At 68.1% G+C, this 24,021-nt stretch carries 20 protein-coding genes and 1 tRNA gene; 9 read left to right on the forward strand and 12 right to left on the reverse strand.

The window, feature by feature from the left end; translation table 11 throughout:
• Positions 1 to 5: 5 nt before the first annotated feature.
• The 6 genes from RGD00_RS10695 to RGD00_RS10720 all read right to left on the reverse strand — a co-directional run bounded on the left by RGD00_RS10695 (position 6) and on the right by RGD00_RS10720 (position 9,720).
• Positions 6 to 926, reverse strand: a complete 921-nt coding sequence (locus RGD00_RS10695) for a Hint domain-containing protein (RefSeq protein ID WP_310457312.1) — start codon at positions 924 to 926, stop codon at positions 6 to 8.
• Positions 927 to 1,063: 137 nt separating this feature from the next.
• Positions 1,064 to 5,602, reverse strand: a complete 4,539-nt coding sequence (gene gltB / locus RGD00_RS10700) for a glutamate synthase large subunit (protein ID WP_310457313.1) — start codon at positions 5,600 to 5,602, stop codon at positions 1,064 to 1,066.
• Between the two features lie 3 nt (positions 5,603 to 5,605).
• A complete protein-coding gene (locus tag RGD00_RS10705; protein ID WP_310457314.1) occupies positions 5,606 to 6,328 on the reverse strand; it encodes a hypothetical protein in 723 nt (240 codons plus the stop codon).
• A gap of 9 nt (positions 6,329 to 6,337) precedes the next feature.
• Positions 6,338 to 7,774, reverse strand: a complete 1,437-nt coding sequence (locus RGD00_RS10710; protein WP_310457315.1) for an NAD(P)-dependent oxidoreductase — start codon at positions 7,772 to 7,774, stop codon at positions 6,338 to 6,340.
• Between the two features lie 153 nt (positions 7,775 to 7,927).
• Complete coding sequence (locus tag RGD00_RS10715) at positions 7,928 to 8,731, reverse strand: undecaprenyl-diphosphate phosphatase (protein ID WP_310457316.1); 804 nt, start codon at positions 8,729 to 8,731, stop codon at positions 7,928 to 7,930.
• Positions 8,732 to 8,736: 5 nt separating this feature from the next.
• Entirely contained in the window at positions 8,737 to 9,720 is a 984-nt protein-coding gene (locus tag RGD00_RS10720; RefSeq protein ID WP_310457317.1) for a complex I NDUFA9 subunit family protein, read from the reverse strand.
• 226 nt (positions 9,721 to 9,946) lie between these two features.
• Here RGD00_RS10720 and RGD00_RS10725 point away from each other — a divergent pair.
• Positions 9,947 to 10,031 (forward strand) — tRNA-Leu (locus RGD00_RS10725).
• 87 nt (positions 10,032 to 10,118) lie between these two features.
• Here RGD00_RS10725 and RGD00_RS10730 read toward each other — a convergent pair.
• The gene (locus RGD00_RS10730) at positions 10,119 to 11,333 is read right to left on the reverse strand and encodes an AI-2E family transporter (protein ID WP_310457318.1); all 1,215 of its coding nucleotides are present in this window, start codon (positions 11,331 to 11,333) and stop codon (positions 10,119 to 10,121) included.
• 210 nt (positions 11,334 to 11,543) lie between these two features.
• On the opposite strand from RGD00_RS10730, the gene RGD00_RS10735 reads away from it, so the two are divergent.
• The 8 genes from RGD00_RS10735 (at position 11,544) to RGD00_RS10770 (ending at position 17,644) form a co-directional block, all read left to right on the forward strand.
• Positions 11,544 to 12,761, forward strand: coding sequence for a cytochrome P450 (locus RGD00_RS10735; RefSeq protein WP_310457319.1), 1,218 nt, complete (start codon positions 11,544 to 11,546; stop codon positions 12,759 to 12,761).
• A 94-nt stretch (positions 12,762 to 12,855) separates the two neighbouring features.
• A complete protein-coding gene (locus RGD00_RS10740; RefSeq protein WP_310457320.1) occupies positions 12,856 to 13,698 on the forward strand; it encodes an inositol monophosphatase family protein in 843 nt (280 codons plus the stop codon).
• Positions 13,699 to 13,765: 67 nt separating this feature from the next.
• Entirely contained in the window at positions 13,766 to 14,380 is a 615-nt protein-coding gene (locus tag RGD00_RS10745; RefSeq protein ID WP_310457321.1) for a ribonuclease D, read from the forward strand.
• An 8-nt stretch (positions 14,381 to 14,388) separates the two neighbouring features.
• Positions 14,389 to 14,988, forward strand: a complete 600-nt coding sequence (gene lptC, locus RGD00_RS10750) for an LPS export ABC transporter periplasmic protein LptC (protein WP_310457322.1) — start codon at positions 14,389 to 14,391, stop codon at positions 14,986 to 14,988.
• On the forward strand, positions 14,985 to 15,536 hold the full coding sequence (gene lptA / locus RGD00_RS10755) for a lipopolysaccharide transport periplasmic protein LptA (RefSeq protein ID WP_310457323.1): 552 nt from the start codon (positions 14,985 to 14,987) through the stop codon (positions 15,534 to 15,536). Before lptC ends, lptA begins: the two co-directional genes overlap by 4 nt.
• Positions 15,536 to 16,339 carry an LPS export ABC transporter ATP-binding protein gene (gene lptB, locus RGD00_RS10760; protein WP_310457324.1) on the forward strand — a complete coding sequence of 268 codons (804 nt, stop codon included), beginning with the start codon at positions 15,536 to 15,538 and terminating at the stop codon, positions 16,337 to 16,339. Before lptA ends, lptB begins: the two co-directional genes overlap by 1 nt.
• A 228-nt stretch (positions 16,340 to 16,567) precedes the next feature.
• A complete protein-coding gene (hpf, locus tag RGD00_RS10765; protein WP_310457325.1) occupies positions 16,568 to 17,143 on the forward strand; it encodes a ribosome hibernation-promoting factor, HPF/YfiA family in 576 nt (191 codons plus the stop codon).
• A 36-nt stretch (positions 17,144 to 17,179) separates the two neighbouring features.
• Positions 17,180 to 17,644: a PTS sugar transporter subunit IIA gene (locus tag RGD00_RS10770; protein ID WP_310457326.1), complete on the forward strand. Its 465-nt coding sequence runs from the start codon at positions 17,180 to 17,182 to the stop codon at positions 17,642 to 17,644.
• Between the two features lie 7 nt (positions 17,645 to 17,651).
• Here RGD00_RS10770 and RGD00_RS10775 read toward each other — a convergent pair whose 3' ends face one another.
• The 5 genes from RGD00_RS10775 to galU are packed head-to-tail and all read right to left on the reverse strand — an operon-like array spanning position 17,652 to position 23,983.
• Positions 17,652 to 19,082, reverse strand: a complete 1,431-nt coding sequence (locus RGD00_RS10775) for a sulfotransferase family 2 domain-containing protein (protein WP_310457327.1) — start codon at positions 19,080 to 19,082, stop codon at positions 17,652 to 17,654.
• Between the two features lie 3 nt (positions 19,083 to 19,085).
• Positions 19,086 to 20,783, reverse strand: coding sequence for a DUF5927 domain-containing protein (locus RGD00_RS10780; RefSeq protein WP_310457328.1), 1,698 nt, complete (start codon positions 20,781 to 20,783; stop codon positions 19,086 to 19,088).
• 13 nt (positions 20,784 to 20,796) lie between these two features.
• Positions 20,797 to 21,783 carry a glycosyltransferase family 2 protein gene (locus RGD00_RS10785; protein WP_425603408.1) on the reverse strand — a complete coding sequence of 329 codons (987 nt, stop codon included), beginning with the start codon at positions 21,781 to 21,783 and terminating at the stop codon, positions 20,797 to 20,799.
• Positions 21,784 to 21,842: 59 nt separating this feature from the next.
• Positions 21,843 to 23,075 carry a glycosyltransferase family 4 protein gene (locus tag RGD00_RS10790; RefSeq protein ID WP_310457330.1) on the reverse strand — a complete coding sequence of 411 codons (1,233 nt, stop codon included), beginning with the start codon at positions 23,073 to 23,075 and terminating at the stop codon, positions 21,843 to 21,845.
• An 8-nt stretch (positions 23,076 to 23,083) separates the two neighbouring features.
• Positions 23,084 to 23,983, reverse strand: a complete 900-nt coding sequence (galU, locus tag RGD00_RS10795; RefSeq protein ID WP_310457331.1) for a UTP--glucose-1-phosphate uridylyltransferase GalU — start codon at positions 23,981 to 23,983, stop codon at positions 23,084 to 23,086.
• Positions 23,984 to 24,021 lie beyond the last annotated feature (38 nt).

The raw sequence follows: 24,021 nt of genomic DNA on the forward strand, positions 1-24,021 counted from the left end.
CGCCGTCAGGCGCGCAGCAACGCGGCCTCGTGCCGGCGCAGGACGGGGCGGGCCACGGGGCTGTTCGCGGCGCCTGCAAGGCCGGGGAACAGCGCCAGCACCTCTGCCCGCAATGCGGCGTCACCCCCCAGCATCCGCCCGCCGGGGTGGAAACTTTCGCTCAGCGCGCCTTCGGACCAGACCAGTTCGTGCCGGTCGAACAGCAGATGGACATAGCGCACCCGCGCCCGGGGCGCGCGCGTGATGCTGCGGCCGTTGACCAGATGGACCGCCGCCACCAGCACCTCGGGCGCGCCGAACAGCAGGTCGGCCCGCCAGCCCGTCACCAGCATCCGGTGCCGGGGCGACACCAGCAGTTCGCGCGCATTGCCCAAGGCCCCCGGCGCAAAGCGGATCGGGGCGAAACTTCCCTGCCCCGGCACATCGCGCGCACCCGCCCAACGGATCGCCTGCGGCCCGTGGTCGAGCGTCAGCACCATGTCGCCGGGGCGCAGATCCTCTGCCCGCCGGGCGCCGTCGGGGGTGGCGATCAGGGTGCCCGCGACGAAACAGGGCACCGTCCCGCCCCCGCCCGCGGGGATCGCATAATCCGGTACGCTGACCGTGACCCAGGTGGACCCGGTGAAGGTGGCGGTGGTCAGGGGCTGGCCATCGGTGGGAATGAACACCGCGCCGGGCGCGCCGCTCAGATAGAAGGTCGTCCCGGTGATCGTGACCGGGCCCTGCGGCGTGGCCACGGTGACGGTATCGCCGGGCCAGATCGCGGTGATGGTCCGGCCCGCGACCAGATCGCCCGACTGCCAGCGCAGCACCCCGTCGTCATTCGCATCGGTGACGGTGATCGTTTCGAGCACGAGCATCTGGCCCGCGGGGGGCGGCGCCGCGGGGTCCATCCGCCAGAACAGAAGTTGATAGGTCTGCGCCATTGCCTGTCTCCGCTACCGGGGGCTGACATTGCCGGAACGGGGCGGGAACGGAACGGGAATATCCTGTCAATTCGATGAAAACAAAGAAAAACCCCGCAGCTTTCGCCGCGGGGTTCCAGTGTTTTCCGTGCCTTGGCCTATTCGGCGGGCATCGCCTGCGGTTCGTCCGACAGCGGATGCGGCAGGTGGCGCAGCATCTCTTTCGGGCAGACCTGAAGGAAATTGGCGCGCTCTGCCGCCCAGTCCTGAAGGATCGATTCGGCCCGGCGGCTGCCGGTCTCGGCGTGGTGGCGCTCGATCAGTTCGCGCAGTTGCGCCTCCCAGTGCGGGTGGCTGACGGCGCAGGTGAGAAGGGTTTCGAGGTTCATGTAATCCTCTGCCACGCCGTCCGGGTCATAGACATAGGCCATGCCCCCGGTCATCCCCGCGCCGAAGTTCGCCCCGATGGACCCGAGGATCACCGCCACCCCGCCGGTCATGTATTCGCAACCGTTGGACCCGCAGCCCTCGATCACCACCTTCGCGCCGGAATTGCGCACCGCGAACCGTTCGCCCGCGCGGCCGGCGGCGAACAGATGGCCGTCCGTCGCGCCATACAGCACCGTGTTGCCGATGATCGTGTTCGCCGCGGCCTCCAGCGGCGAGTTCATCGGCGGGCGCACCACGATCATGCCGCCCGACAGGCCCTTGCCGACATAATCGTTGGCATCGCCCGCGACCTCGATCTTGAGCCCCGGCGCCGCGAAGGCGCCGAGCGACTGGCCCGCGCTGCCGGTCAGCTTGACCGTCAGGTGGTCGGGTTGCAGGCTGTTGCGCATGCCGAACTTGCGCACGATATGGCTGGCCGCCCGCGTGCCGATGGTGCGGTGGGTGTTCCGCACGGCATAGGACAGCTGCATCTTTTCGCCATCCTCGAAGAAGCGCGCCCCGTCGCGGACGATTTCGGCGTCGAGCGTATCCGGCACCGCGTTGCGCGGTTTCGAGCGGTCGTAGGTGATGCGGTTCGCGCCGTCCACGGTGATCAAGAGCGGGTTGAGGTCGAGGTCATCGAGGCTCGCCGCGCCGCGGCTGATCTGCACCAGCAGGTCGGCCCGGCCGATGATCTCGTCCAGCGACCGCGCACCGATGGAGGCCAGCAGTTCGCGCACCTCCTGCGCGTAGAAGGTGATCAGGTTCACCACCTTGTCGGCGCTGCCGGTGAACTTGGCCCGCAGCGCCGGGTCCTGCGTGCAGACGCCGACCGGGCAGGTGTTCGACTGGCATTGCCGCACCATGATGCAGCCCATGGCGATCAGCGCGGCGGTGCCGATGCCGTATTCCTCGGCCCCCATCATCGCGGCGATGATGATGTCGCGCCCCGTGCGCAGGCCGCCATCGGTGCGCAGCGTCACCCGCTCGCGCAGGTTGTTCATGGCAAGAACCTGATGCGCCTCGGTCAGCCCCATTTCCCACGGCAGGCCCGCATATTTGATGCTGGTCGCCGGGCTGGCCCCGGTGCCGCCGTTGTGGCCCGAGATCAGGATGATGTCGGCCTTGGCCTTGGCCACCCCGGCGGCGATGGTGCCAACGCCGGAGGACGACACCAGCTTCACCGTCACCTTGCAGCGCGGGTTGATCTGCTTGAGATCGTAGATCAGCTGCGCCAGATCCTCGATGGAATAGATGTCGTGGTGCGGCGGGGGGCTGATCAGCGTCACGCCCTTGGTGGAATGGCGCAGCCGGGCGATCAGGTCGGTGACTTTCAGCCCCGGCAACTGCCCGCCCTCGCCGGGTTTTGCGCCTTGGGCGACCTTGATTTCCAGTTCCTCGCAGGCGTTCAGGTATTCCGCCGTCACCCCGAACCTACCGCTCGCCACCTGCTTGATCTTGGCGCAGGGGTTGTCGCCGTTGGGGAAGGGGTGCTGATGCGCCGGATCCTCGCCGCCCTCGCCGCTGTCGGACTTGGCGCCGATCCGGTTCATGGCGATGTTCAGCGTCATATGCGCCTCGGGCGACAGCGCGCCGAGCGACATGCCCGGGGTTACGAACCGCTTGCGGATCGAGGTGATGGATTCCACCTCTTCGATCGGCACCGGCTTGCCGAGCGGCTTGATGTCCAAGAGGTCGCGCAGGTGGATCGGCGGGTTGGCCCGCATCGTCGCGGAATACTGCTTCCACATCTCATAGGATGCGCGGTCGCAGGCCGATTGCAGCAGGTGCATGGTCTGCGCTTCCCACGCATGTTTCTCGCCCGTCCGGCGCGCCTTGTAGAAGCCGCCGATGGGCAGAACGCTGTCGCCCGCGCGCCAGCCCCGCGCATGGACCTGTTCCAGCTTTTGCTGGATGCCGGTCACGCCGATGCCGGAAATGCGGCTGTGCATGCCGGGGAAATATTCCGCCACCATCGCGCGGCTCAGGCCCACGGCCTCGAAGTTCAGGCCGCCGCGGTAGGAGGAGATGACGGAAATCCCCATCTTCGACATGATCTTGAGCAGCCCGGCATCCACCGCATCGCGATAGCGGCGCACGGCCTCTACCAGCGAGCCTTCCAGCAGGCCGCGGGTGATGCGGTCGCTGATGCTGTCCTGCGCCAGATAGGCGTTGACCGTGGTCGCGCCGCAGCCGATCAGCACCGCGAAATAATGCGGGTCGATGCATTCGGCGGACCGCACGTTGAGGCTGGTGAAGGTCCGCAGGCCCTTGCGCGTCAGCCAGCTGTGCACCGCGCTGGTGGCGAGGATCATGGGCATGGCCACGCGGTCCTCGTCCTGATGCTGGTCGGTCAGCACCAGATGGCCCGCGCCCGAACGCACGGCGTCCTCCGCCTCTGCCCGGATGCGTTCCAGCCCCTGACGCAGCGCATCGGGCTGGCCATCGGCGGGGAAGGTGCAGTCGATGACCGTGACCTGCGGGCCGAACTGGCGCACCATTTCATCGAATTCCGCATTGGCGATGAAGGGGCTTTCCAGCACCAGGATCTCGGTCTGGCTGCCATCCTCGTCCAGCACGTTCTTGAGGTTGCCGAAGCGGGTCTTGAGGCTCATCACCCGGCTTTCGCGCAAGGAATCGATGGGCGGGTTCGTGACCTGGCTGAAGTTCTGGCGGAAATAGTGGCTCAGCGGGCGATAGACCTTGGACAGGACCGCCGGCGGCGTGTCGTCGCCCATCGAGGCGATCATTTCCTTGCCGTCCTCGGCCATCGGGGCAAGGACCTGTTCCAGTTCCTCCAGCGTATAGCCCGCGGCGATCTGGCGGCGGCGCAGGTCGGCCCCCGTGAACATCGCGGTTTCAGGCAGCGCATCGAGCGTGGGGGAAAGTTCCACCACCTTTTCGATCCATTCGCCGAAGGGCTGGCTGGCGGCCAGTTTGTCCTTGAGCGCGCGGTCGTGGTAGAGCTTGCCTTCGGCCATATCCACCGCGATCATCTGCCCGGGGCCGAGCGCGCCCTTTTCACGCACGCTCGCCTCGTCCACCGGCACCATCCCGGCCTCGGACCCCGCGATCAGCAACCCGTCGCCGGTGATGACATAGCGCATGGGCCGCAGCCCGTTGCGGTCCAGCCCGCCGCAAACCCACCGGCCATCCGTCATCGCCAGCGCCGCGGGGCCGTCCCAGGGTTCCATGACGGCGTTGCAATAGGCGTACATGTCGGCCCAGGCCTTGGGCATCTCGACGGTCGATTTGCTCCATGCCTCGGGCACCAGCATGGTCTTGGTCATCGGCGCGTTGCGGCCGGACCGGACCATCAGTTCGAACACCGCATCCAGCGCGCCCGAATCCGAGGTGCCCGAGGGGATGATGGGCTTGATGTCCTCTGCCATCTCGCCGAACGCGCTCGACGCCATGCGGATCTCGTGGCTGCGCATCCAGTTGACGTTGCCCTTCAGCGTGTTGATCTCGCCGTTGTGGGCCAGCATGCGGAAGGGCTGCGCCAGCCACCATTGCGGGAAGGTGTTGGTCGAATACCGCTGGTGATAGATGGCGAAGGCGCTTTCGAACCGTTCGTCCTCCAGATCGGGATAGAAGGTGGCGACCTGTTCGGCCAGCATCATCCCCTTGTAGATCACGCTGCGGCAGGACAGCGAACAGAGGTAGAGCCCGCTGATCTGCGCCGCGATGGCGGCCTTCTCGATCCGGCGGCGGATGATGTACAACTCGCGCTCGAACTGTTCGCGGTCGATGTCCTTTTCGCAGCGGATCAGGATCTGTTCGATTTCCGGCCGGGTGGCGTTGGCCTTTTCGCCCAGAACCGAGGTGTCCACCGGCACGTGGCGCCAGCCGTAGATATAATGGCCCATGCGCAGCACCTCGGATTCCACGATGGTGCGGCAACGTTCCTGCGCGCCGAAATCGGTGCGCGGCAGGAACACCTGGCCCACCGCGATCCATTTGTCGGGTGCGGGTTCGTGCCCCGTGCTGCGGACCTGATCGTAGAAGAACCGCACCGGGATCTGCACATGGATCCCCGCGCCGTCGCCGGTCTTGCCATCGGCATCCACCGCGCCGCGGTGCCATACGGCCTTGAGCGCGTCGATCCCCGCCTGCACCACCCGGCGGCTCGGCGCGCCGTCGATCGACACCACCAGCCCCACCCCGCAGGAGGCGTGTTCGTCCTCTGCCCGGTAGAGGCTGTTTTCGGCCATCCACGCGCGCTTGGTCTCTTCCGCGGCAACCCAGGCTTCATCGTAGATCGTCATGGCTCACTCCTTGGGGTCGGCAGACATTGCGCGGGCGGGGATGATGCGGGCGGGGGCCTGCGACATCATCATGCCGCAGCCGTATTTCGGTTCGGTGGCGAAGAACCCGGGCTCGCCGGGAAAGACGAATTCGACCGGGCTGTGGTCGATGGGCTGGAACCCCTCGCCCACGTCCCATTCCGACGGGCCGGCAAAGAACAGCCGCCATTCGGAATGCACATATTCCCGCCCCCGCGCACGATGCAGCAGCGCGCCGGTATCGGCATCGGTTTCGGAAAAGGCGAATTCGGTCATCTGCAAGGGGACGCCGTCGATCACCCGCGTCTGCCCCGCCAGCCGGTCGAACCCGTCCACAAGACTGGCCGTGCCGTCATCGCGGACCAGCCCGAAGGAAAACGTGTCCATCCCGCTGGCCAGCAGTTCGGAAAACGACGCCGGGTCCGCCGGATCTGGCGCCAGCGACTGGCGGCGCGGGGGCGACAGGTCGACCGATTCCACCCATTGCGCCTCGTGATCGGTGCGCGAGATGAAATAGGCCCCCATCACGCCGAAATCGACGCGCCACTGGTCGCCCGGCGCATCGGCGCCGCAACGGTAGAAATTCGACAGCTTGCAGCCAAGCGCCTGCACCGTCAGAAAGCCGTCGCACCCCGCCGGCGGGGTGAAACTGCCCGCCCCTGCGGGCCCTGCGGCGAACGCCGCCCAAAGCCAGATCCAACGCCCCATCGCCGCCCCCTATTCCGCCGCGACACGCGCGGGCTGCGCCAGATAGTCGAGGATCGCGCCCGCCGCCTCGCGCCCGTCGCGGATCGCCCAGACCACGAGGCTTGCCCCGCGCACGATGTCGCCGGCGGCATAGACGCCCGGCAGGTTGGTGGCGTGGCTGCGGAAATCGGCCTTGATGGTACCCCACCGCGTCACGCCCAGATCGGCGGCATCCCATCGGGCGGGCAGGTCCTCGGGCTCGAACCCGAGCGCCATGACCACCAGTTCGGCGGGTTCGACGTAATCCGCGCCCTCGATCACCTCGGGCGACTGGCGGCCGGACGCGTCGGGCGCGCCAAGGCGCATGCGCTGGACGATGACGCCCTCGACCGCCGTGCTGCCGGTGAAACCCTTGGGCGCGGCCAGCCAGACGAAATCGACGCCCTCTTCCTCGGCGTTCTGCACCTCGCGCTGGCTGCCGGGCATGTTGGCGCGGTCGCGGCGGTAGAGGCATTTGACCGAGGTCGCCCCCTGCCGGATCGCCGTGCGCACGCAGTCCATCGCCGTGTCGCCGCCGCCGATCACCACCACGCGCTTGCCCGCGGCGTTGAGCGTGCCGTCCTCATAGGCCGGAACCTCGTCGCCGAAGCTCAGCCGGTTGGAGGCGGTGAGATAGTCGAGGGCCGGCACGATGCCGCCCGCGCCCGACCCCGGCGCCATCAGGTCGCGCGCGCGGTAGACGCCCGTCGCGATCAGCACCGCATCATGCTGGCCCCGGATCGCATCGAAGGAAATGTCGGTACCCACGTCGCAGTTCAGCACGAAGCCCACGCCGCCCTGTTCCAGCTGGTCGATCCGCTGCATCACCACGGGCTTTTCCAGCTTGAACCCGGGGATGCCATAGGTCAGCAACCCGCCCGCCCGGTCGTGGCGGTCATAGACCGTGACCTGCACCCCCGCCCGGCGCAGCGCATCCGCCGCCGCAAGGCCCCCCGGCCCGGCGCCGATGATGCCCACACTTTCTGCGCGTTCGGCCATGGGGCGGACGGGCTTGACCCAGCCTTCCTCCCACGCGGTGTCGGTGATGTATTTCTCGATCGCGCCGATGGTCACGGTGCCGTGGCCCGACTGCTCGATCACGCAGTTGCCTTCGCACAGCCGGTCCTGCGGGCAGATGCGGCCGCAGATCTCGGGGAAGGTGTTGGTGGATTGCGACAGCTCGTAGGCCTCTTGCAGGCGGCCCTCGGCGGTCATGCGCAGCCAGTCGGGGATATTGTTGTGCAGCGGGCAATGCGACTGACAATAGGGCACGCCGCACTGGCTGCACCGGCTGGCCTGTTCGGCCGCCTTGGCATCGGCGAATTCGCGGTAGATCTCGTGGAAATCATGTGCCCGCAGGTTGGCCGGGCGCTTTTCGGGCGTCTCCTTGCCGAGCGTGACGAACTTGAGCATCTTTTGCTGGGCCATGACCGATCTCCCTTGCGTCGCGCCGTGGTACAGCGGGCCGCAGGGGAATAAAAGTCAGTACGACTGACCTAAATTCAGCATTTCTGGCCTATGCTGAAATTTTTTGCATTCTAGACCCGGAAAACAGGTCAGTTCAGTTTACCTAACCCAGCGTCACCCCCACCACAAGGCCACCAGAGCCGCCCCGCCGACGATGATTCGCCACCAGCCGAAGGGCGCCACCCCGTGCCGCGCGATGAAGCCGAGCGCCCATCGCACCACCAGCACCGCGCTGACGAAGGCCATGACGAAGCCGATGCCGATGTCCCACATCGCGCTGCCGTCCAGCACGTCGCGGTTCTTCCACAGGTCATAGGCAAAGGCGCCCGCCATCGTCGGCATGGACAGGAAAAAGGAAAACTCCGTCGCCGCGCGCGGGCCCACGCCCATGAACATCGCGCCGACGATGGTGGCGCCCGACCGCGACACCCCGGGGATCATCGCCAGACATTGCACCAGCCCGATGCCGAAGGCCGTGCGCAGCGGCACCTGCGCCGCATCGCCATAGCGCGGCCAGGGGGCCAGACGGTCGGCCAGCAGCAGGATGACACCCCCCAGCACCAGCATCACCGCGATCAGCACCGGGGTTTCGAACAGCACCCGCTTGATGAAGCCATGCGCCAGCACGCCGATCACCACCGCGGGCAGAAAGGCCAGCAGCACCGCGCCGATGAACCGCCGCGCGCCCGCGTCATGGGGGGCCGCCGCGAACAGCCGCGTCAGCCGCCCGGCATAGACGGTCAGCACCGCCAGCACCGCGCCAAGCTGGATCACCACCTCGAAGGTGCGGCCCGCGCTTTCGAACCCGAGGAAATGCCCCGCCAGCAGCAGATGCCCGGTGGAGGAGACCGGCAGGAACTCCGTCAGCCCCTCGATCACGCCCAGAAGCGCCGCGACCAGCGTGTCCGAAGCCGGCATGCCCGTCAGCTGCGCAGGTTGCGGGCCGAATCCATGATCGCCTTGAACTGTCCCGCCGGGCGGTAGGGCCACAGATATTCCGGCAGAACGGCGCCGAGCGGCGTCGGCGTGATGCCCAGATCGGCCAGCCCGCGCGCGTCCGGCGCCACCACATTGTCGCGGCCGAGGTTGCGCAGCTGGTCGCGCGTCAGCACGGTATTGGTGATCAGCCCCATCGTGATCCCCTGCACCATGTCCAGCCCGAAGGCCGGGATCCATGCAAGGAAGGACGGCAGCGGCAGGATCGCCCGGCGGCGCTGGATCACCGCCAGCATCTGGCGCATCAGGTCGCGCAGCGTCGCGACCTCGGGCCCGCCGAGTTCGTAGACGCCGGGCGCCGCCGCGCCGGTGGCCCCGGCCACCGCCGCCTGCGCCACGTCATCGACATAGACCGGCTGGAACCGCGTCCCCGCGCCCGCCAGCGGCAGCACCGGGCTGCGCGCGGCCATGGCGCCGAAACGGTTGAAGAACTTGTCCTCGATCCCGAAGATGACCGAGGGGCGCAGGATCACCGCATCGGGACGGGCGGCCAGCACCGCGGCCTCGCCTTCCGCCTTGGTGCGGGAATAGGTGCTGTCGCTGTCCGCATCCGCGCCGAGGGCAGAGATATGCACCAGCCGCGCCACGCCCAGATCCGCCGCGATCCGCGCCACGCGGGCGGCGCCGTCCACATGCACGGCGTCGAAACGGTTGCGCCCGGCGGTGTTCAGGATGCCGACGCAGTTGACCACCGCATCCGCCCCCAGCATCGCCGCGCGCACGGAGGCGTCGTCGCGGATGTTGCACAGCACGGGTTCCACCTGCCCCGGCGCGCCATAGGGGCGCACGAAGATCGCCTCGTTCGGGCGGCGGACGGCGACGCGCACCCGCCAGCCGGCCGCTGCCATGCGCCGCGCGATATAGCGCCCCACGAATCCCGAACCGCCGTAGATGGTGATGAGCTTCGCCATGCCCGAACCTCCGCCGCATTGCCGTATCGCTGTGCTGCCCGTTCCATAGCCTTGCCCCCGCCCTGCGACAAGCGCAATAGGCCGACCCCGCGGCGAAATCGCCGTAAACCTGCCACAACGCGGCGAAATCGGCGCGAATGCGCGGGCGCGGCGAATTTGCCGAAAGGCGCAACTTCACCCGTTGACAGCCCCCGCGCACCCCGATACATCACGCCCCACGACACCGGCCCAGGTGGCGGAATTGGTAGACGCGCTGGTTTCAGGTACCAGTGCTGCAAGGCGTGGAGGTTCGAGTCCTCTCCTGGGCACCAAGTTTCGGCTGGAAGCCGCGCAACCCGTAAGGGATGCGCGGCTTCTGTCTTTTCGGGCCTCCGGTGGCTGCCCGCCCCCGGCGGGGGTCAGGCATCCGGGGTGACGTCGGCCTTTTCCATGCGCGCGGCCGCCACCGGTGGCGGGGGCGGCGGGGGCGGGGGCGGGGCGGTTCCGGCCACGGTCTCTGTCCCTTCGGGCAGGTCCACCGCCAGTTCGCGCTGCCATTCGCGCCAGATCGACACCAGGATCGCCATCAGCACCGGGCCCACGAACAGCCCCACGATCCCCATCGTCTTGACCCCGCCGATCAGCCCGAAGAACGTCGGCAGGAACGGCAGCCGCACCGGCCCGCCGACCAGCATCGGCCGGATGGTCTTGTCGACCACGAACAGTTCCACCGTGCCCCAGAGGAACAGCGCCACGCCTTCGAACGGACTGCCGCTGGCCACCAGATAGATCGACACCAGCGTGAACGACAAAGGCGCCCCCCCCGGGATCAGCGCCATGAACCCGGTGATGACCGCGAAGGTGACGGGCGAGGGCACGCCCGCCAGCCAGTAGGCGACGCCGAGGATGACCCCCTCGCCGATCGCGATCAGCGTCATGCCGGTGACGGTCGCGGAAATCGTCGTCGGCACGATGCGCGACAGCCGGTTCCACCGCCCGGGCAACAGCCGCGCGCCCACCCGGTCGATCTGGGCCACCAGCCGGTCGCCGTCGCGGTAGAACACGAACAGCGTGATCAGCATGAACACCAGGCTCAGCGCCAGATGGAAGGCGATGGACCCCGTGGCCAGCGCGGCGCGGTAGATGGCGCCGATGTTCTCGCCGCTGATGATCTGCACATATTCGCTGATCGCGCCGGGCCGGCCGATATGGCTTTGCCATTGTTCGTCGAGCCAGGGGCCGATCTGCGGCAGGCCGGGCACCCAGTCCGGCGTCGGAGCGCCGGTGCTGTTGACCATGATGCCCCAGGAAATCCAGCTGCGCAGTTCGCGAAAGGCGTAAAGCAGCGCCAGGATGATGGGCAGCACCAGAAAGCAGACCAGCGTCAGCACCAGCATCGTCGCGACGCCGGTCCGGTTCAGTTCCAGCCGGGCGAGCGCGCGCTGGCGCAACGGCCAGCTTGCCACCGCGATCACGCTCGCCGCCAGCACCGGCACGAGGAACGTATGGAAGAAATAGACCGAGGCCGCGAGAATCGCCAGCAACAGCCAGCGCGCCGCGGAAAGATCGGTGATCAGCGGACGGTTGCGCGGGCGGCCGGCGGGGGAACGGGGTGGTACCGTGGACTCGGGCATGAAATCCTTCTGGGCGCGGTTCTGGGCGCGGTTTGCCGGATGCTAGAGGGTTTGGTTCCCCGGGTCCATCGGCTTGCCGCGACGTCGCTGAATTGTCATGCGCCTCGCCGCGCGCACCCGTACCGCCGGAAGGGTACAGACAGCCCCCGCCCCGCGCCCGACGCTTTCCCCGCCGCCATCGGCCCGATGCCGACAGCAGGGAGAACCGGAATGACCGACACCGCCACCCGGACGGATCTGAAGGACCCGCCGCTTTTCCACATCGACCCGTACAGCACCGAGGTGCTGACAGACCCCCACCCCTTCTACCGCAAGCTGCGCGAGGCCGCGCCGGTGGTCGAACTCGCCGGCCACGGGGTCTATGCGGTGGGCGGCTATGCCGAGGCGCGGCAGGTCATCACCGACCACAGCCGCTTTTCCGGCGCGGGCAGCGTGGGGCTTTACGATCCGCGCAAGCCGGGCTTCGCCGGCCGCCCGCCCAACCCGCTGGAAACCGATCCGCCGGAACATACCCAGACCCGCGCGGTGGCGAACCGGATCATGTCGCCGCTCAAGATCCGCCGCTGGCGCGCGCTGTTCGAGGAAAAGGCGGCAGAGGCGGTGGACCGCATCCTCGCCAACGGCGGCGAATTCGACGGCGTGCGCGATCTGGTCGAACCCGTGGTCTTCGGCGGCTTTCCGGTGGCGATGGGGATCCGCTTCAACGCCGAGGCGATCCGCGCCATCGGCTACATGTCCTTCAACATGAGCGGCCCGCAGAACGAGTTGTTCTTCAAGGGCAAGGAGGCGGGCGAGCCCTGGGCGGACTGGTTCGCCGCCGCCTGCGAACGCGATTCGGTCCAGCCCGGATCCATCGCCGACGAATTCTTCGCCGCCGAGGCCGCCGGCGAATTGCGCCCGGGTTTCGCCACCTCCGTCACCCGGGCGCTGGTGCGCGGCGGCATGGACACGACGATGAGCGGCATGACCGGCGCCTTGCGCCTGCTGGCCGAATTCCCCGACCAGTGGCGGGTGGTCGAGGAAAACCCCGCCCGCATCCGCGCCGTGTTCGACGAGGCGCTGCGGTACGAACCGCCCACCCATATCGTATTCCGCACCACGCTGGCGGACTGCGAACTGTCCGGCTACCGGCTGCGCGGCGACACCAAGATCGCCTACCTGCCCGGCGCCGCCAACCGCGACCCGCGCCAGTGGGAAAACCCCGACAAGTTCGACGTGATGCGCGACACCGCCAATATCCACATGTCCTTCGGCATGGGCGAACACAACTGCATCGGCCAGAACGTCGCGCGGATGGAGGCGGAGGTGATGCTGCGCGCCCTCTTCGACCGGGTGAAGCGGATCGAGATGACGGCCAGGCCGCGCTACCTGATGCACAACCAGTTGATCACCATCGACCACCTGCCGCTGCGCGCGATTCCGCGCTGACCGCGCGGGGCCCGGCCGGGCCCCGCGACCCGCTTGCAGCCGCCCGCCGATTGCGGTCTGTGATGGGGCAGGCGCACCCCGGCAGGAGGCGGAGATGACCTTTACCCCGGCCCGCATCGGCCAGATCTGCGCGCTGCTGAGCCGCGTCGGCAAGGTGGAACTGCTGCCCCGGTTCCGGGCGCAGATGCCCAACCGGGTCTATGAAAAGACCTCTGCCTTCGACGTGTTCAGCGAGGCGGATCAGGCGGCAGAGACGGAAATCACCGCCGAACTGGCCCGCCTCTTTCCCGGCGCGCTGCTGGTCGGCGAGGAAACCAGCGGCCACGACGCGCAGGCCATCGCGCGGCTCGGGCAGGCGGATATCGCCTTTCTGGTGGATCCGATCGACGGGACCAAGAACTTCACCTCGGGCCTGCCGCTGTTCGGGACGATGATCGCGGGCCTGATCCGCGGGGAAATCGTCTTTGCCGCGATCCACGATCCGGTGTGCGGGGACACCGCCCTTGCCCTGCGCGGCGAAGGCGCGTGGATGCGGCGGGCGGACGGCGCCGAAACCGCGCTGCGCGTCGCGCCGCCCTGCGCGCCGGGGCAGATGACCATCGTCGCCGGGACGAACTTCCTGCCCGCCGACCTGCGGCCCGTCGTGCTGGCGAACCTGCCGAAATTCGCCATGAACTTCTGGCTGCGCTGCGCCGCGCACGAATACCGCCTTGCGGCGGGCGGGCAGTGCGACCTGCTGGTCTACAACAAGCTGATGCCATGGGATCACGCCGCCGGCTGGCTGCTGCACCGCGAGGCGGGCGGCTACAGCGCGCATTTCGACGGGACGGACTATCTGCCCGTGCATACCACCGGCGGGCTGATCTGCGCCCCCGACCGCGACAGCTGGCTGGCGGCGCGGGATTGCCTGTTCGGCGGGCGGATCCCCGGCCGTTGACCCCGGCCGGCCGCGCGTTTATTCCTGCGCCACCCGCCCCGTCCGGGGCTGCCGCATGGGGGCGCGCTTGGCCATCTACCTTCACCGTCACGATCTGCCCGAGGGGCTGGACCTCGGCCCCGTCGTCGCCATCGACACGGAAACCATGGGCCTCGACCCGCGCCGCGACCGGCTGTGTCTGGTGCAGCTGTCGTCGGGCGACGGCGATGCGCATCTGGTGCAGATCACGCGCGACCAGACCCGCGCGCCGCGGCTCGAATCGCTGCTGGCCGACCCGGCGGTGCTGAAGCTGTTCCATTTCGGCCGGTTCGACATCGCGGTGCTGGAGGCGCGGTTCGGCGTCACCACGGCGCCGGTCTGGTGCACCAAGATCGCCTCGAAACTGACCCGCACCTTCACCGACCGGCACGGGCTGAAATACCTTCTGGCCGATCTTCTGGGCGTCGACATTTCCAAGCAGCAACAGACATCCGACTGGGGCGCGGCCGACCTGACCGAGGCGCAGAAGGAATATGCGGCCTCGGATGTGCTTTACCTCCACCGGCTCAAGGCGGAACTGGAACTGCGACTGGCGCGTGAGGGGCGGACGGAACTGGCGCAGCGGCTCTTCGACTTCCTGCCGGTGCGGGCGCGGCTCGACCTTCTGGGGTGGGGTGATGACGCCGATCTTTACCGCCACTAGGCCACCCCGTGGCTGAGCACCTGCGATCGCGCATCGTCGCCATGCTCAAGGTGGCGATGCCGCTGGCGGCGCTGGCGATCCTGTCGACCCTGTTCCTTCTGTCGCGCGGGCGCGAGCCGGGCACGACCCTGCCCTTCGCCGATGTGGATATCGAGGCGCTGCTGCGCGAACCCCGGCTGACCGCGCCCACCCATGTGGGGGTGACGGCCGACGGCGCCTCGCTGCGCCTGACGGCGGATGCCGCCCGCCCCGATACCGCCGCGCCGGGCAGCGGGACGGTGGTCCGGCCCCGCCTGCTGGTCGACACCCCCGACGGCCGGCGCAGCGAACTGACCGCCGGAGAGGCGCGCATCAGCGCGGGGGAAGAACTTCTGCTGCTGTCGGGCGGGGTGCATCTGGACAACAGCCTCGGCTATGGGCTGGATACCGAGGCGCTGACCGCCGCGCTCGACCGCACGCGGCTCGAATCGCTCGGGCCGGTGGCGGGGGTGGCGCCGGGGGGCACGATCAGCGCCGGGCGGATGGAACTTCGCCGCACGGATGCCGCCGGACCCTATGTTCTTGTGTTCACCGGCGGGGTGAAGCTGCTATACCAGCCGCCGACATGACCGCCGACAGAGCCCCGCCCATGCCCGCACCCGCACCCCGCCGCCCCTTTCGCCCGCTTGCCGTGGTGGCGGCCCTGGCCGTGGCCCTGATGACGCTGACCCCGCCCGCCGCGGCGCAGGGGATCGACTTCAACGGCCTGCAACACGACAGCACCCAGCCGATCGAGATCACCGCCGAACGGCTGGAGGTCAGCCAGACCGACGGCACGGCGCTGTTTTCCGGCGAGGTGCTGGTCGTCCAGGGCGAGGCGCGGATGACCGCGGGCAGCCTGCGCGTGACCTACGCCACCGACAGCCGCCGCATCGACCGGATGGAGGCGACGGGCGGCGTCACCTTCGTGACCCCCACCGACGCGGCAGAGGCGCAGGGCGCCGTCTATGCCGTCCCGGCGGGCGAACTGGTGATGACCGGCGAGGTTCTGCTGACCCAGGGCCGCAGCGCCATCGCCGGCGACCGGCTGGTGGTCGATCTGGACGCCGGCACCGGCCGGGTCGAGGGCCGCGTGCGCACCGTGCTGCAACCCCGCGACGGCACGGGCCGCGACTGATGGCGCCCGGGCTGCACGGCAGGGCCGCACCGGCGGCGGCGGACAGCCGCACGGGGGAGGGGCGCACGGGCGACAGCCATACGGGCCTCAGGGTCGTCGGCCTGCGCAAAAGCTATCGCCGCCGCCCGGTGATCCGCGATGTCAGCCTGCATCTGGACCGGGGCGAGGTGGTGGCCCTTCTGGGCCCCAACGGGTCGGGCAAGACCACCTGTTTCTACGCCATCGCCGGGCTGATCGTGCCCGAAGGCGGGCAGGTCCTGCTGGACGGGCGCGACGTGACCGCCCTGCCCATGTACCGCCGCGCGCGGCTCGGCATCGGCTATCTGCCGCAGGAAGTGTCGATCTTCCGCGGGCTTTCGGTCGAGGACAACATCCTCGCCGTGCTGGAAATCACCGAATCCGACCGCCACAAGCGCCGCGAACGGCTGGAAGAACTGCTGAGCGAGTTTTCCATCACCCATCTGCGCCGCGCCCCCGCGCTGTCGCTGTCGGGGGGCGAACGGCGGCGGGTGGAAATCGCGCGCTGCCTGGCCGCCGATCCGAAATACCTGTTGCTGGACGAACCCTTCGCCGGGGTCGACCCGATCGCGGTGGGCGAGATCCGCCACCTCGTCCACGACCTCAAGGGCCGGGGGATCGGCGTGCTGATCACCGACCACAACGTGCGCGAGACGCTGGAAATCGTGGACCGCGCCTATATCCTGCACGATGGCCATGTGCTGAAAAGCGGCACCACGGCAGAGGTCGTGGCCGACGAAAACGTCCGCCGCGTCTATCTGGGGCAAAGCTTCCGGTTCGACTGACGCCCGTGCACCCGCGGCATCGCGCCGCGACCGCATGACGACACAGTTGACAACCCCCGCCCTGCTGGCCCCAAATGAGCCTATGCGAGCAGCGACAACCATCCTTGGAACTGCCCCCACGGCCCCGCTGGCCGCCGCTCCGATCTGGGGCTTTTCCATGAAAGATCAGCCGGTTGACCATCCGCACGCGGCGGCTGGAACCAGACCGGCATGCCAAGAGGAGGCAACATGCGCTACCAGATCAGCGGACGTCAGATCGACATCGGCGAGGCGCTTCAGACCCATGTGAAGGCCGAACTGGGCGAAACCGTCGAGAAATACGCCCAACGCCCGACCGAGGCGCTGGTGGTGTTCTCGAAGAACGCCTACGAACACGTCTGCGAAACCACCATCCATCTGTCGACCGGGCTGACCGCGCAGGCCAAGGGCCATGCCCCCGACATCTATGCCGCCTTCGAAAGCTGCCGCGAGAAGATGGACAAGCAGTTGCGCCGCTACAAGCGCCGTTTGCGCGACCATCACGACCGGCGCGCGCGCCCTGTTGAGTTTGCCGGCGGTTCCGCCTATATCCTCGCCGCGTCCGAGGACCACGAGGACCAGGAACCTGAAAGCCTGCAACCGATGATCATTGCCGAGATGGAGACGAAAGTGCCGGAAGTCTCGGTAGGAGAGGCGGTGATGCAGATGGAGCTGTCGGGCCAGAAGATGTTGGTGTTCCGCAACGAGGGGCATGGCGGCGTGAACGTCGTCTACCGTCGCGAGGATGGCAACATCGGCTGGATAGACCCGCGCAACAGCAAGTAACGGCCGCCGCTGGCGGCGCTGCAACCCGGAAGTGACATGGATATTGCCAGTCTGCTGAAACCCGAGGCCGTTCGCGTTCTCGGCACCATGACAAGCAAGAAAAGGCTGTTCCAGGAACTCGGTGACATTGCCGCAGCCGCCTATGACCTCGACGCGGCTGCGGTGGTCGACGGGTTGCAGGAACGCGAAAGCCTTGGCCCCACCGGTGTGGGCCATGGCATCGCCCTGCCCCATGCGCGGCTGGAGGGGATCGAGCGGATCGTCGGCATCTTCATGCGCCTCGAACGCCCGATGGATTTCGATTCGGTCGACCGCCAGCCGGTCGACCTGATCTTCGCGCTGTTCGCGCCCAAGGAATCGGGGGTGGAACATCTCAAGGCGCTGGCGCTGATCTCGCGCACGATGCGGGATGCCAATACCTGCGCCAAGCTGCGGGCGAACAATTCGCCCGCGACCCTGCACGCGATCCTGACAGAGGCGCGCCACACCCACGCGGCCTGAGCCGCGTTCAGCCCCGGGGCCGCCAGTCGCCGAAACCGAACGCCTGATAGTCGCGCGCATAGGCCTCGCGCGCGGCGGCCTCGATTTCCGGCGTCCAGATCGCGGCCAGCGCATGGGGGCGGTCGTCCGGCGGGGGCGGGGCCAGCGGGGGCGAATCGGCGCCCAGTTCGGCGGCAAGGAAGGCCAGCCCCTCGGCCAGCCGTTCCTCGCGCAGCACCAGATCGGGCGACACCACCGCGCCATAGCCCTGCAACACCGCCGATTGCGTCGCCCAATGGGCATCCACCCGCACCGCCGTCTGCCCCGCCAGATTGCCGCGCAGGAACCGCAGGAAGCCGAGGAAGGCCGCCTGATGGCCTGCCGCATCCTGCCGGTGCAGCTTGTCCGCCGGCGGCAGGTCGATCTTGTAGGCCTTGCGCAGCGACTGGCGCACCTCGGGCGTGGCGCCCGACAGGATCCGGTCGCAGAACGCCGCATGCGCGCGGTCCAAAGGATGGCGCAGCACGGTGAAAGTACGCGATCCCGCAGCCTCGCGCAGCCACTGGCGCAGGGTTTTCTGCGTGAACCGCCCCAGCACCCCCCCGCCCGCGCCGGGCCGCGCCAGCCGGTCCAGCCAGTCCACCACCGCGGCCTCGGGCCCGCCGGGGATAGGCAGGAACAGCGCCGGCGCCCCCGCGGCGGCGATCAGCGCGGGAACAGACGGCCCCCGGCGCGGTTCGAAATTCGGCGTGCGCGCCAGGTTGAAACGGTCCACCCGCGCCAGCGCGGCCTCCATATCCGCGGGGTTTTCCACCAGATCGGCCAGCGGTTCGGGGTTCTGTTTCTTGATCGTCTCGACCACCGCGTCGAGCCGCCCGGGCACACCCAGCCACGCGGCCAGCCCGTTCAGCACCGCCACGTCCTGAATATCGTCGTAGTCGATGTAAAAGGCCGTCTGCCCCGTGGTCTGCAACGCACGCAGCACCCGCAGTTGAAACGCCTGCAACGCGGCCAGATGCGCCTCGAACTCCGCCCCGTCGAACACCGCCCGCGCCGCGCGCCGCCGCCGGGCATCGCCCAGTTTCCACTGCCCCGTCGCCTGCGCGATCTTGAGCGAGACATAGCTTTCCAGCGGGTTGCGCGTCAGCACGATCTTGGCGCAGCGCGGGTCGGGCAGGCAGGCGGCCAGCACGCGGGGGTCATGGTCGTGGAAGAAACGGAAACCCGACAGGCCCTCGGTTTCCTCTTCCATCCGCCGCATCAGCGCCAGGGGATCGGCCTCGCGCGCCTCGAAGGTGACGCCGAGGTATTCCGCCCGGTCCTTCTTGCCGATGAAATGGGGGTTGAACGCCTCGCCATGGCAGGTCAGGCCCGCCAGCGCGTTCAGGTTTTCCTCGAGGAAATTGGACCCCGTGCGCATTTCGGCAAGCAGGATGAAGCGGTCGAAGGGTCTGCGCATGCGTCATTTCACCAGATAGGGCCGGCCGCGGCGGTTCATCGCCGGGCGGGGATCTTCGCCCACCGGAATATCGCCGACCAGCGTCGGCTGCATGCCCTGATTGCGCAGTTCCTGCAAAAAGCGGCCGAAGCCGGTCAGATCGACCAGCCGCGGCACCTCGGTCAGCCGGCGCAGCGCGTTGGGGCTGGTTTCGTCGATGACGGTCTGCAACGGCACCATCGGGTTGTCGAGGAATTCGGCCAGCGTCCAGATCCGTACCCGGGCCTTGGTCCAGGGGGACCGCAGGATGTTCAGATGTTCGCTTTCGATCTTTTGCAGCCGCGCAGCCTCGCGCCGGAGGTCGGAAAAATCGCCCTTGGCACGGAACAGCGGCACCGCCCAGGCCCCGGTGATGACCGCGATCTGCGCGTTCACATCGCCGGCGATGAACCAGCCGATCCCCTGATTGTCGCGCGGGCCGAACATGAAACACTGCCGCTCGCCCCGGGTGTTCCAGATCAGGCTGGTCAGAAACCCGCGCGGGTCGTGGTCGCGCAGGGCCGCGCTGTCGATCAGCGCACCGTTGTAGGTGGTTTCCCCGCCCGCGAACTCCGCCCGTTCGGGGGCGAAAAGATGCCGGTGCACCCGCCCGCCGATGGTGCGGCCCAGCCAGGTGTCGAAATCCTCGAAAATGTCGCCAAAGCCCTGGAACACCGAATAGGGCGCGGCGGTGCGGCCGTTTTCCCAGTTTTCGTTCGGATAGCGGCTTTGCATGTAAAGCCCCGCCCGGCCCCGCGTCCGCCGTTCCACCGCCTTGGCGAACAGCCGGTCGATCTTGCCCGGGTTGGGTTCGGCCCGCTGCTGCAACACCGGGGCGGGCGACAGGAATTCACGATATAGCCGGTCCGCATGCGGCCAGATCTTGCGCGCCACGAAACAGTCCGACCGGCGCAGAAGCTGCAGGTGGTCGTCGTAGAAGATATGCGGCTTGCCCTGGAAATCGAACTTGGACAGCGTGAGGGAACGGCTTTCCACCGTGGTCGAATGCAGCCGGACCAGCGTCTGGAAATAGCTTTCATCCGGGATCCAGACCCGGCGGAAGTAGCGGTCGTAGGCCGGGCGGTCGGGGTCCTTCAGGATCGATTCCAGCGTCTGGCGCGTCAGGCACCACCACTGGCTGCCCAGATGCGGCACCAGCCCCGGCGGGATGCGGCGGCGAAACCCCACGCGCCGTTGCAGGCGGACATAGAAATCGAACGCCTTGCGCTGTTTGCGCCAGGCGAAGGGAAAGCGCATCGTGAACCGTTCGATGCTGAGCCCGCCGATGGCCCAGCCTACATCCTCGGTCGTCACCGATTCGATGAAATCGGTGCGCGGGCGGGCGTCGAGGTAATCGCGCAGTTCCTCCGGCGGGCGCAGCGGCATGCAGGACCCCGAGGCGAGGTAGACATGCCGCACCTGCGGAAATTCGGCCAGCATCAGTTCGGCCGCGTCCTGCGTCGCCGCGACCAGCCCCCAGGTGCCCCATTCGCAGGCATGGCGGCGGGAAAAGCGGATGTCGGACAGGTCGGAAAGGCTGCGCCGGAACCGGTCGAACACCTTCGGCCGCACGCGGGCATCGACATGGATCACCACCGGGAAACCCCGTTCCACCCAGTGGCGCGCCACCTGCGCCGCGCGGTCGAAGGCCGTGTGGCACAGCATGATGAAGCCCAGGCTCATCCCCGCTGTCCCCTCATGCCCAGTTGCCCTTGGACATCAGGCCCAGAATCTCCAGCTGGCGCCAGTTGATGTATTTTTCCGACCATTTGCACCACAGGTCGGTCTTGTCCTGAAGCCCGGCGTGGTAGGCGCGGTATTCGTGGCTGCCGGCGTAGTGCTGACGGCGTTCCATTTCCTCCGCCGCCTTGACGGTGAAGGTGTCGAGGAACTTGGCGTGCAGCAGCACCCCCGACGCCTTTTCGCCCCCCCATTCGTCATAGACGAGGTTGAGCCCGCGCGGCAGCAGCATGTGGGTGGAACTGACATAGGCATAGCTGCGGTGCCATTTCACCAGCGGGATCTTGTTCAGCGCCGGGGCGCGTTCGGGCGCGTCGGTGAAAAAGCTGCGCGCGCGCGGCCCGCCCTGGATCCACAGATTACCGAAGCGCGAATTGCGCCGGATCGTATAGTTGCCGGAATCGAACCAGCAGGCGATCTCGAACGGGTCGGTGCCCTCATGATAGGGCTGCGCGTCGATGGGCCCGCGGGGATACATGTCCAGAAGCATCGCCCCGAAGGATTTGATCGAGGAGGCATCCAGCCAGTCCGTCAGCGCCTTGAGCGGCCGGGTGTCGCAGAACGGGTAGACGAAGAATTCGTCCGGGTCGACGACCAGCGTCCAGTGGTTGTGGCCATGGCGCATCTGCAACCAGTTGAGCCAGTCCACCCCGAAGCGCGACCGTTTGTAGCTGTGTTTCGTCGTCCACAGCGACACATCGGGCTGTTCGCGCAGGTATTCGCGCGAGCCGTCGTCGCTGTCGTTGTCCACGATCAGGAAATGGGTGACGCCGAGGTCGCGGTAATAGCGCAGGAAGAACGGCAGGCGCACCTTTTCGTTGCGCAGGGTGGAAAACAGCAGGATGTCATCGGGACGGATGGCCGAGGTCCGGCTGACAACGGGCGTCAGTTCGCGCCGCTTGCGCAGCGCGCGCACCAGCCATCGCCTGCGCGCCAGCCGCAACCCGTATCTTCGCAACAAACCCACCTGCGCCGCCCTCGTGAACCATCTGATGCCTGCTATCAGGCGCAGCTTAACACAAGCTTGAAATGATCGTCCCAACCGGGGGTTGCGGGGGGGTGGCCTGCGTCGGTCATATCCTGCCTGCGTCCCTCGGATTGTTGTTCTATTGTTTCGGCCCAAGCATAAACGTCAGAGGTTTCAAGGTAAACCGGGTAGTCGCCGGCGATTTCGCGGAACACCGGCAGGGGCGAACATACCGCCGGCAGGCGCAGCGCCATCGCCTCGGTCAGGGGCAGGCCGAAACCTTCGTCATGGCTGGGGAACAGCAGCGCGCGGGCGCCCTGCAACAGCGCGGCGCGGCCCGGATCGTCGAGGCCCGCAAGCTCCACCACCGCGCCGCCCGCCACCGCCCGGTCGAGCCGCGCCAGCAGCGCCGCATCCGCCCATCCCCGCCGCCCGGCCACCACCAGCCGGGGCATCCGCGCGGGCGGCAGGCGTTCGGCCAGCAGGTCCCACACATCCAGCAGCAGCGCGTGGTTCTTGCGCGGCTCGATGGTGCCGAGGGTAACGAAATAGGGGCGCGACAGGTCGAACCCGGGGGGCAGATGCGCGGGGTCGGGGTGCTGTGGTTCCGTCCCCAGATGCGCGACCAGCCCGGGCGGCACCCGGCCCCAGGCGGCGAAATGCGTCTCTGCCCGTGTGCGGGTCCAGGCGGAATTGTAGATCACCCGGTCCGCCTCTGCCCCCACCAGCCGCATCCGCGCGGCAAAGGGGGCGATCGTGTCGGGGCGGGTGTGGTGCGGATGATCGAGCGGGATCATGTCGTGCACCAGCACGGTGATCCGCGCGCCGGGCACCTGCCGCAGGGCGGCAAAGACCTGCGGGCGCAGGTTGGCGTGGCCGGTGTTCAGGTATTCCACCCCTTCGGGCAGATGCCGGCGCAGCATCCGCGCCAGCCCCGCCCTACCCGCCCGCGCCAGCGCCAGTGCGCGCACCGCGCTGTCGGCGCGCGCCTGTGCAGGCGCGGAACGGTGGTAAAGCCGCGGCACCAGCGCCGCCCGCGCCGGCAGGGGCGCGCGCCCCTCTGCCAGATCCAGCAGGCGCGCGGCCCCCTGCCGATCCAGCAGGCAGGCACCGCCAAAGGCGCTGCGCGTCAGGGCGAACAGGGGTTCCGGCCGGGCCAGCAGCGCACGCAGATAGGCGCGTTCCACCCGGTCGATGCCGGTCGGCGCGGCATGGTCCAGCCGCGCCGCCATCCGGCTGAGATCCAGCAGCCGGGCGGGCGGGGGCATCCCGCCCCCTACTGCGCCGCCTTGGGCAGGGCGACCATCTGTTGCAGGTATTCGGCCAGTTCGTCGCGCAGATCGTCACGCGCCAGCCCGAAGGCCACCGTCGCCTGCAGGAACCCGGCCTTCGATCCGCAGTCGAACCGCTGCCCGCGGAAGCGGAAGCCATAGACCCCGCCGCGCCCCTCGGCGCATTCCTCGGCGATGGCGTCGGTCAGCTGGATTTCCCCGCCCGACCCCGGTTTCATCCGGTGCAGGTTGTCGAGCACCTGCGGCGTCAGGATATACCGCCCGATGACGGCAAGGTTCGAGGGCGCCTCCTCGGCCTTGGGCTTTTCCACCATGCCCCTGGCGCGCACGGCGGCGCCCAGATCCTCGGCCACGTCCAGCACGCCATAGGCCGAGGCCTTTTCGGGCGGCACCTCCATCGCGGCGACCATGTTGCCGCCGAGTTCGGCATGCGCCTCGACCATCTGTTGCAGGCAGGGCTTTTCCGCCGCGATCACGTCGTCGGGCAGGATGACCGCGAAGGGCTCGTCCCCGATCAGGCGGCGGGCGCACCAGACGGCGTGACCCAGGCCCAGGGGGCGGTTCTGGCGGATATAGGCGATCGCGCCCGATTCCATGTTGGTGTGCCGCAGCACCTCGAGCAACTGGTCCTTGCCGGACCGGCGCAGGGCGGATTCGAGTTCCGGCGCGGTGTCGAAATAATCCTCCAGCGCGCTCTTGCCGCGCGAGGTCACGAAGATGAATTCCTTGATCCCCGCCGCGCGCGCCTCGTCGATCGCGTACTGGATCAACGGCCGGTCCACCAGCGTCATGATTTCCTTCGGGATCGACTTGGTTGCGGGCAGAAACCGCGTGCCGAGCCCTGCGACCGGAAACACGGCCTTCGTAATCTTTTGTTTCTTCATCGAACCACCATCCATCGCCGCCACCGCACCCCCACGGC

It is taken from the genome of Ruixingdingia sedimenti (genome assembly GCF_031432425.1).
GTDB lineage: Bacteria > Pseudomonadota > Alphaproteobacteria > Rhodobacterales > Rhodobacteraceae > Ruixingdingia > Ruixingdingia sedimenti.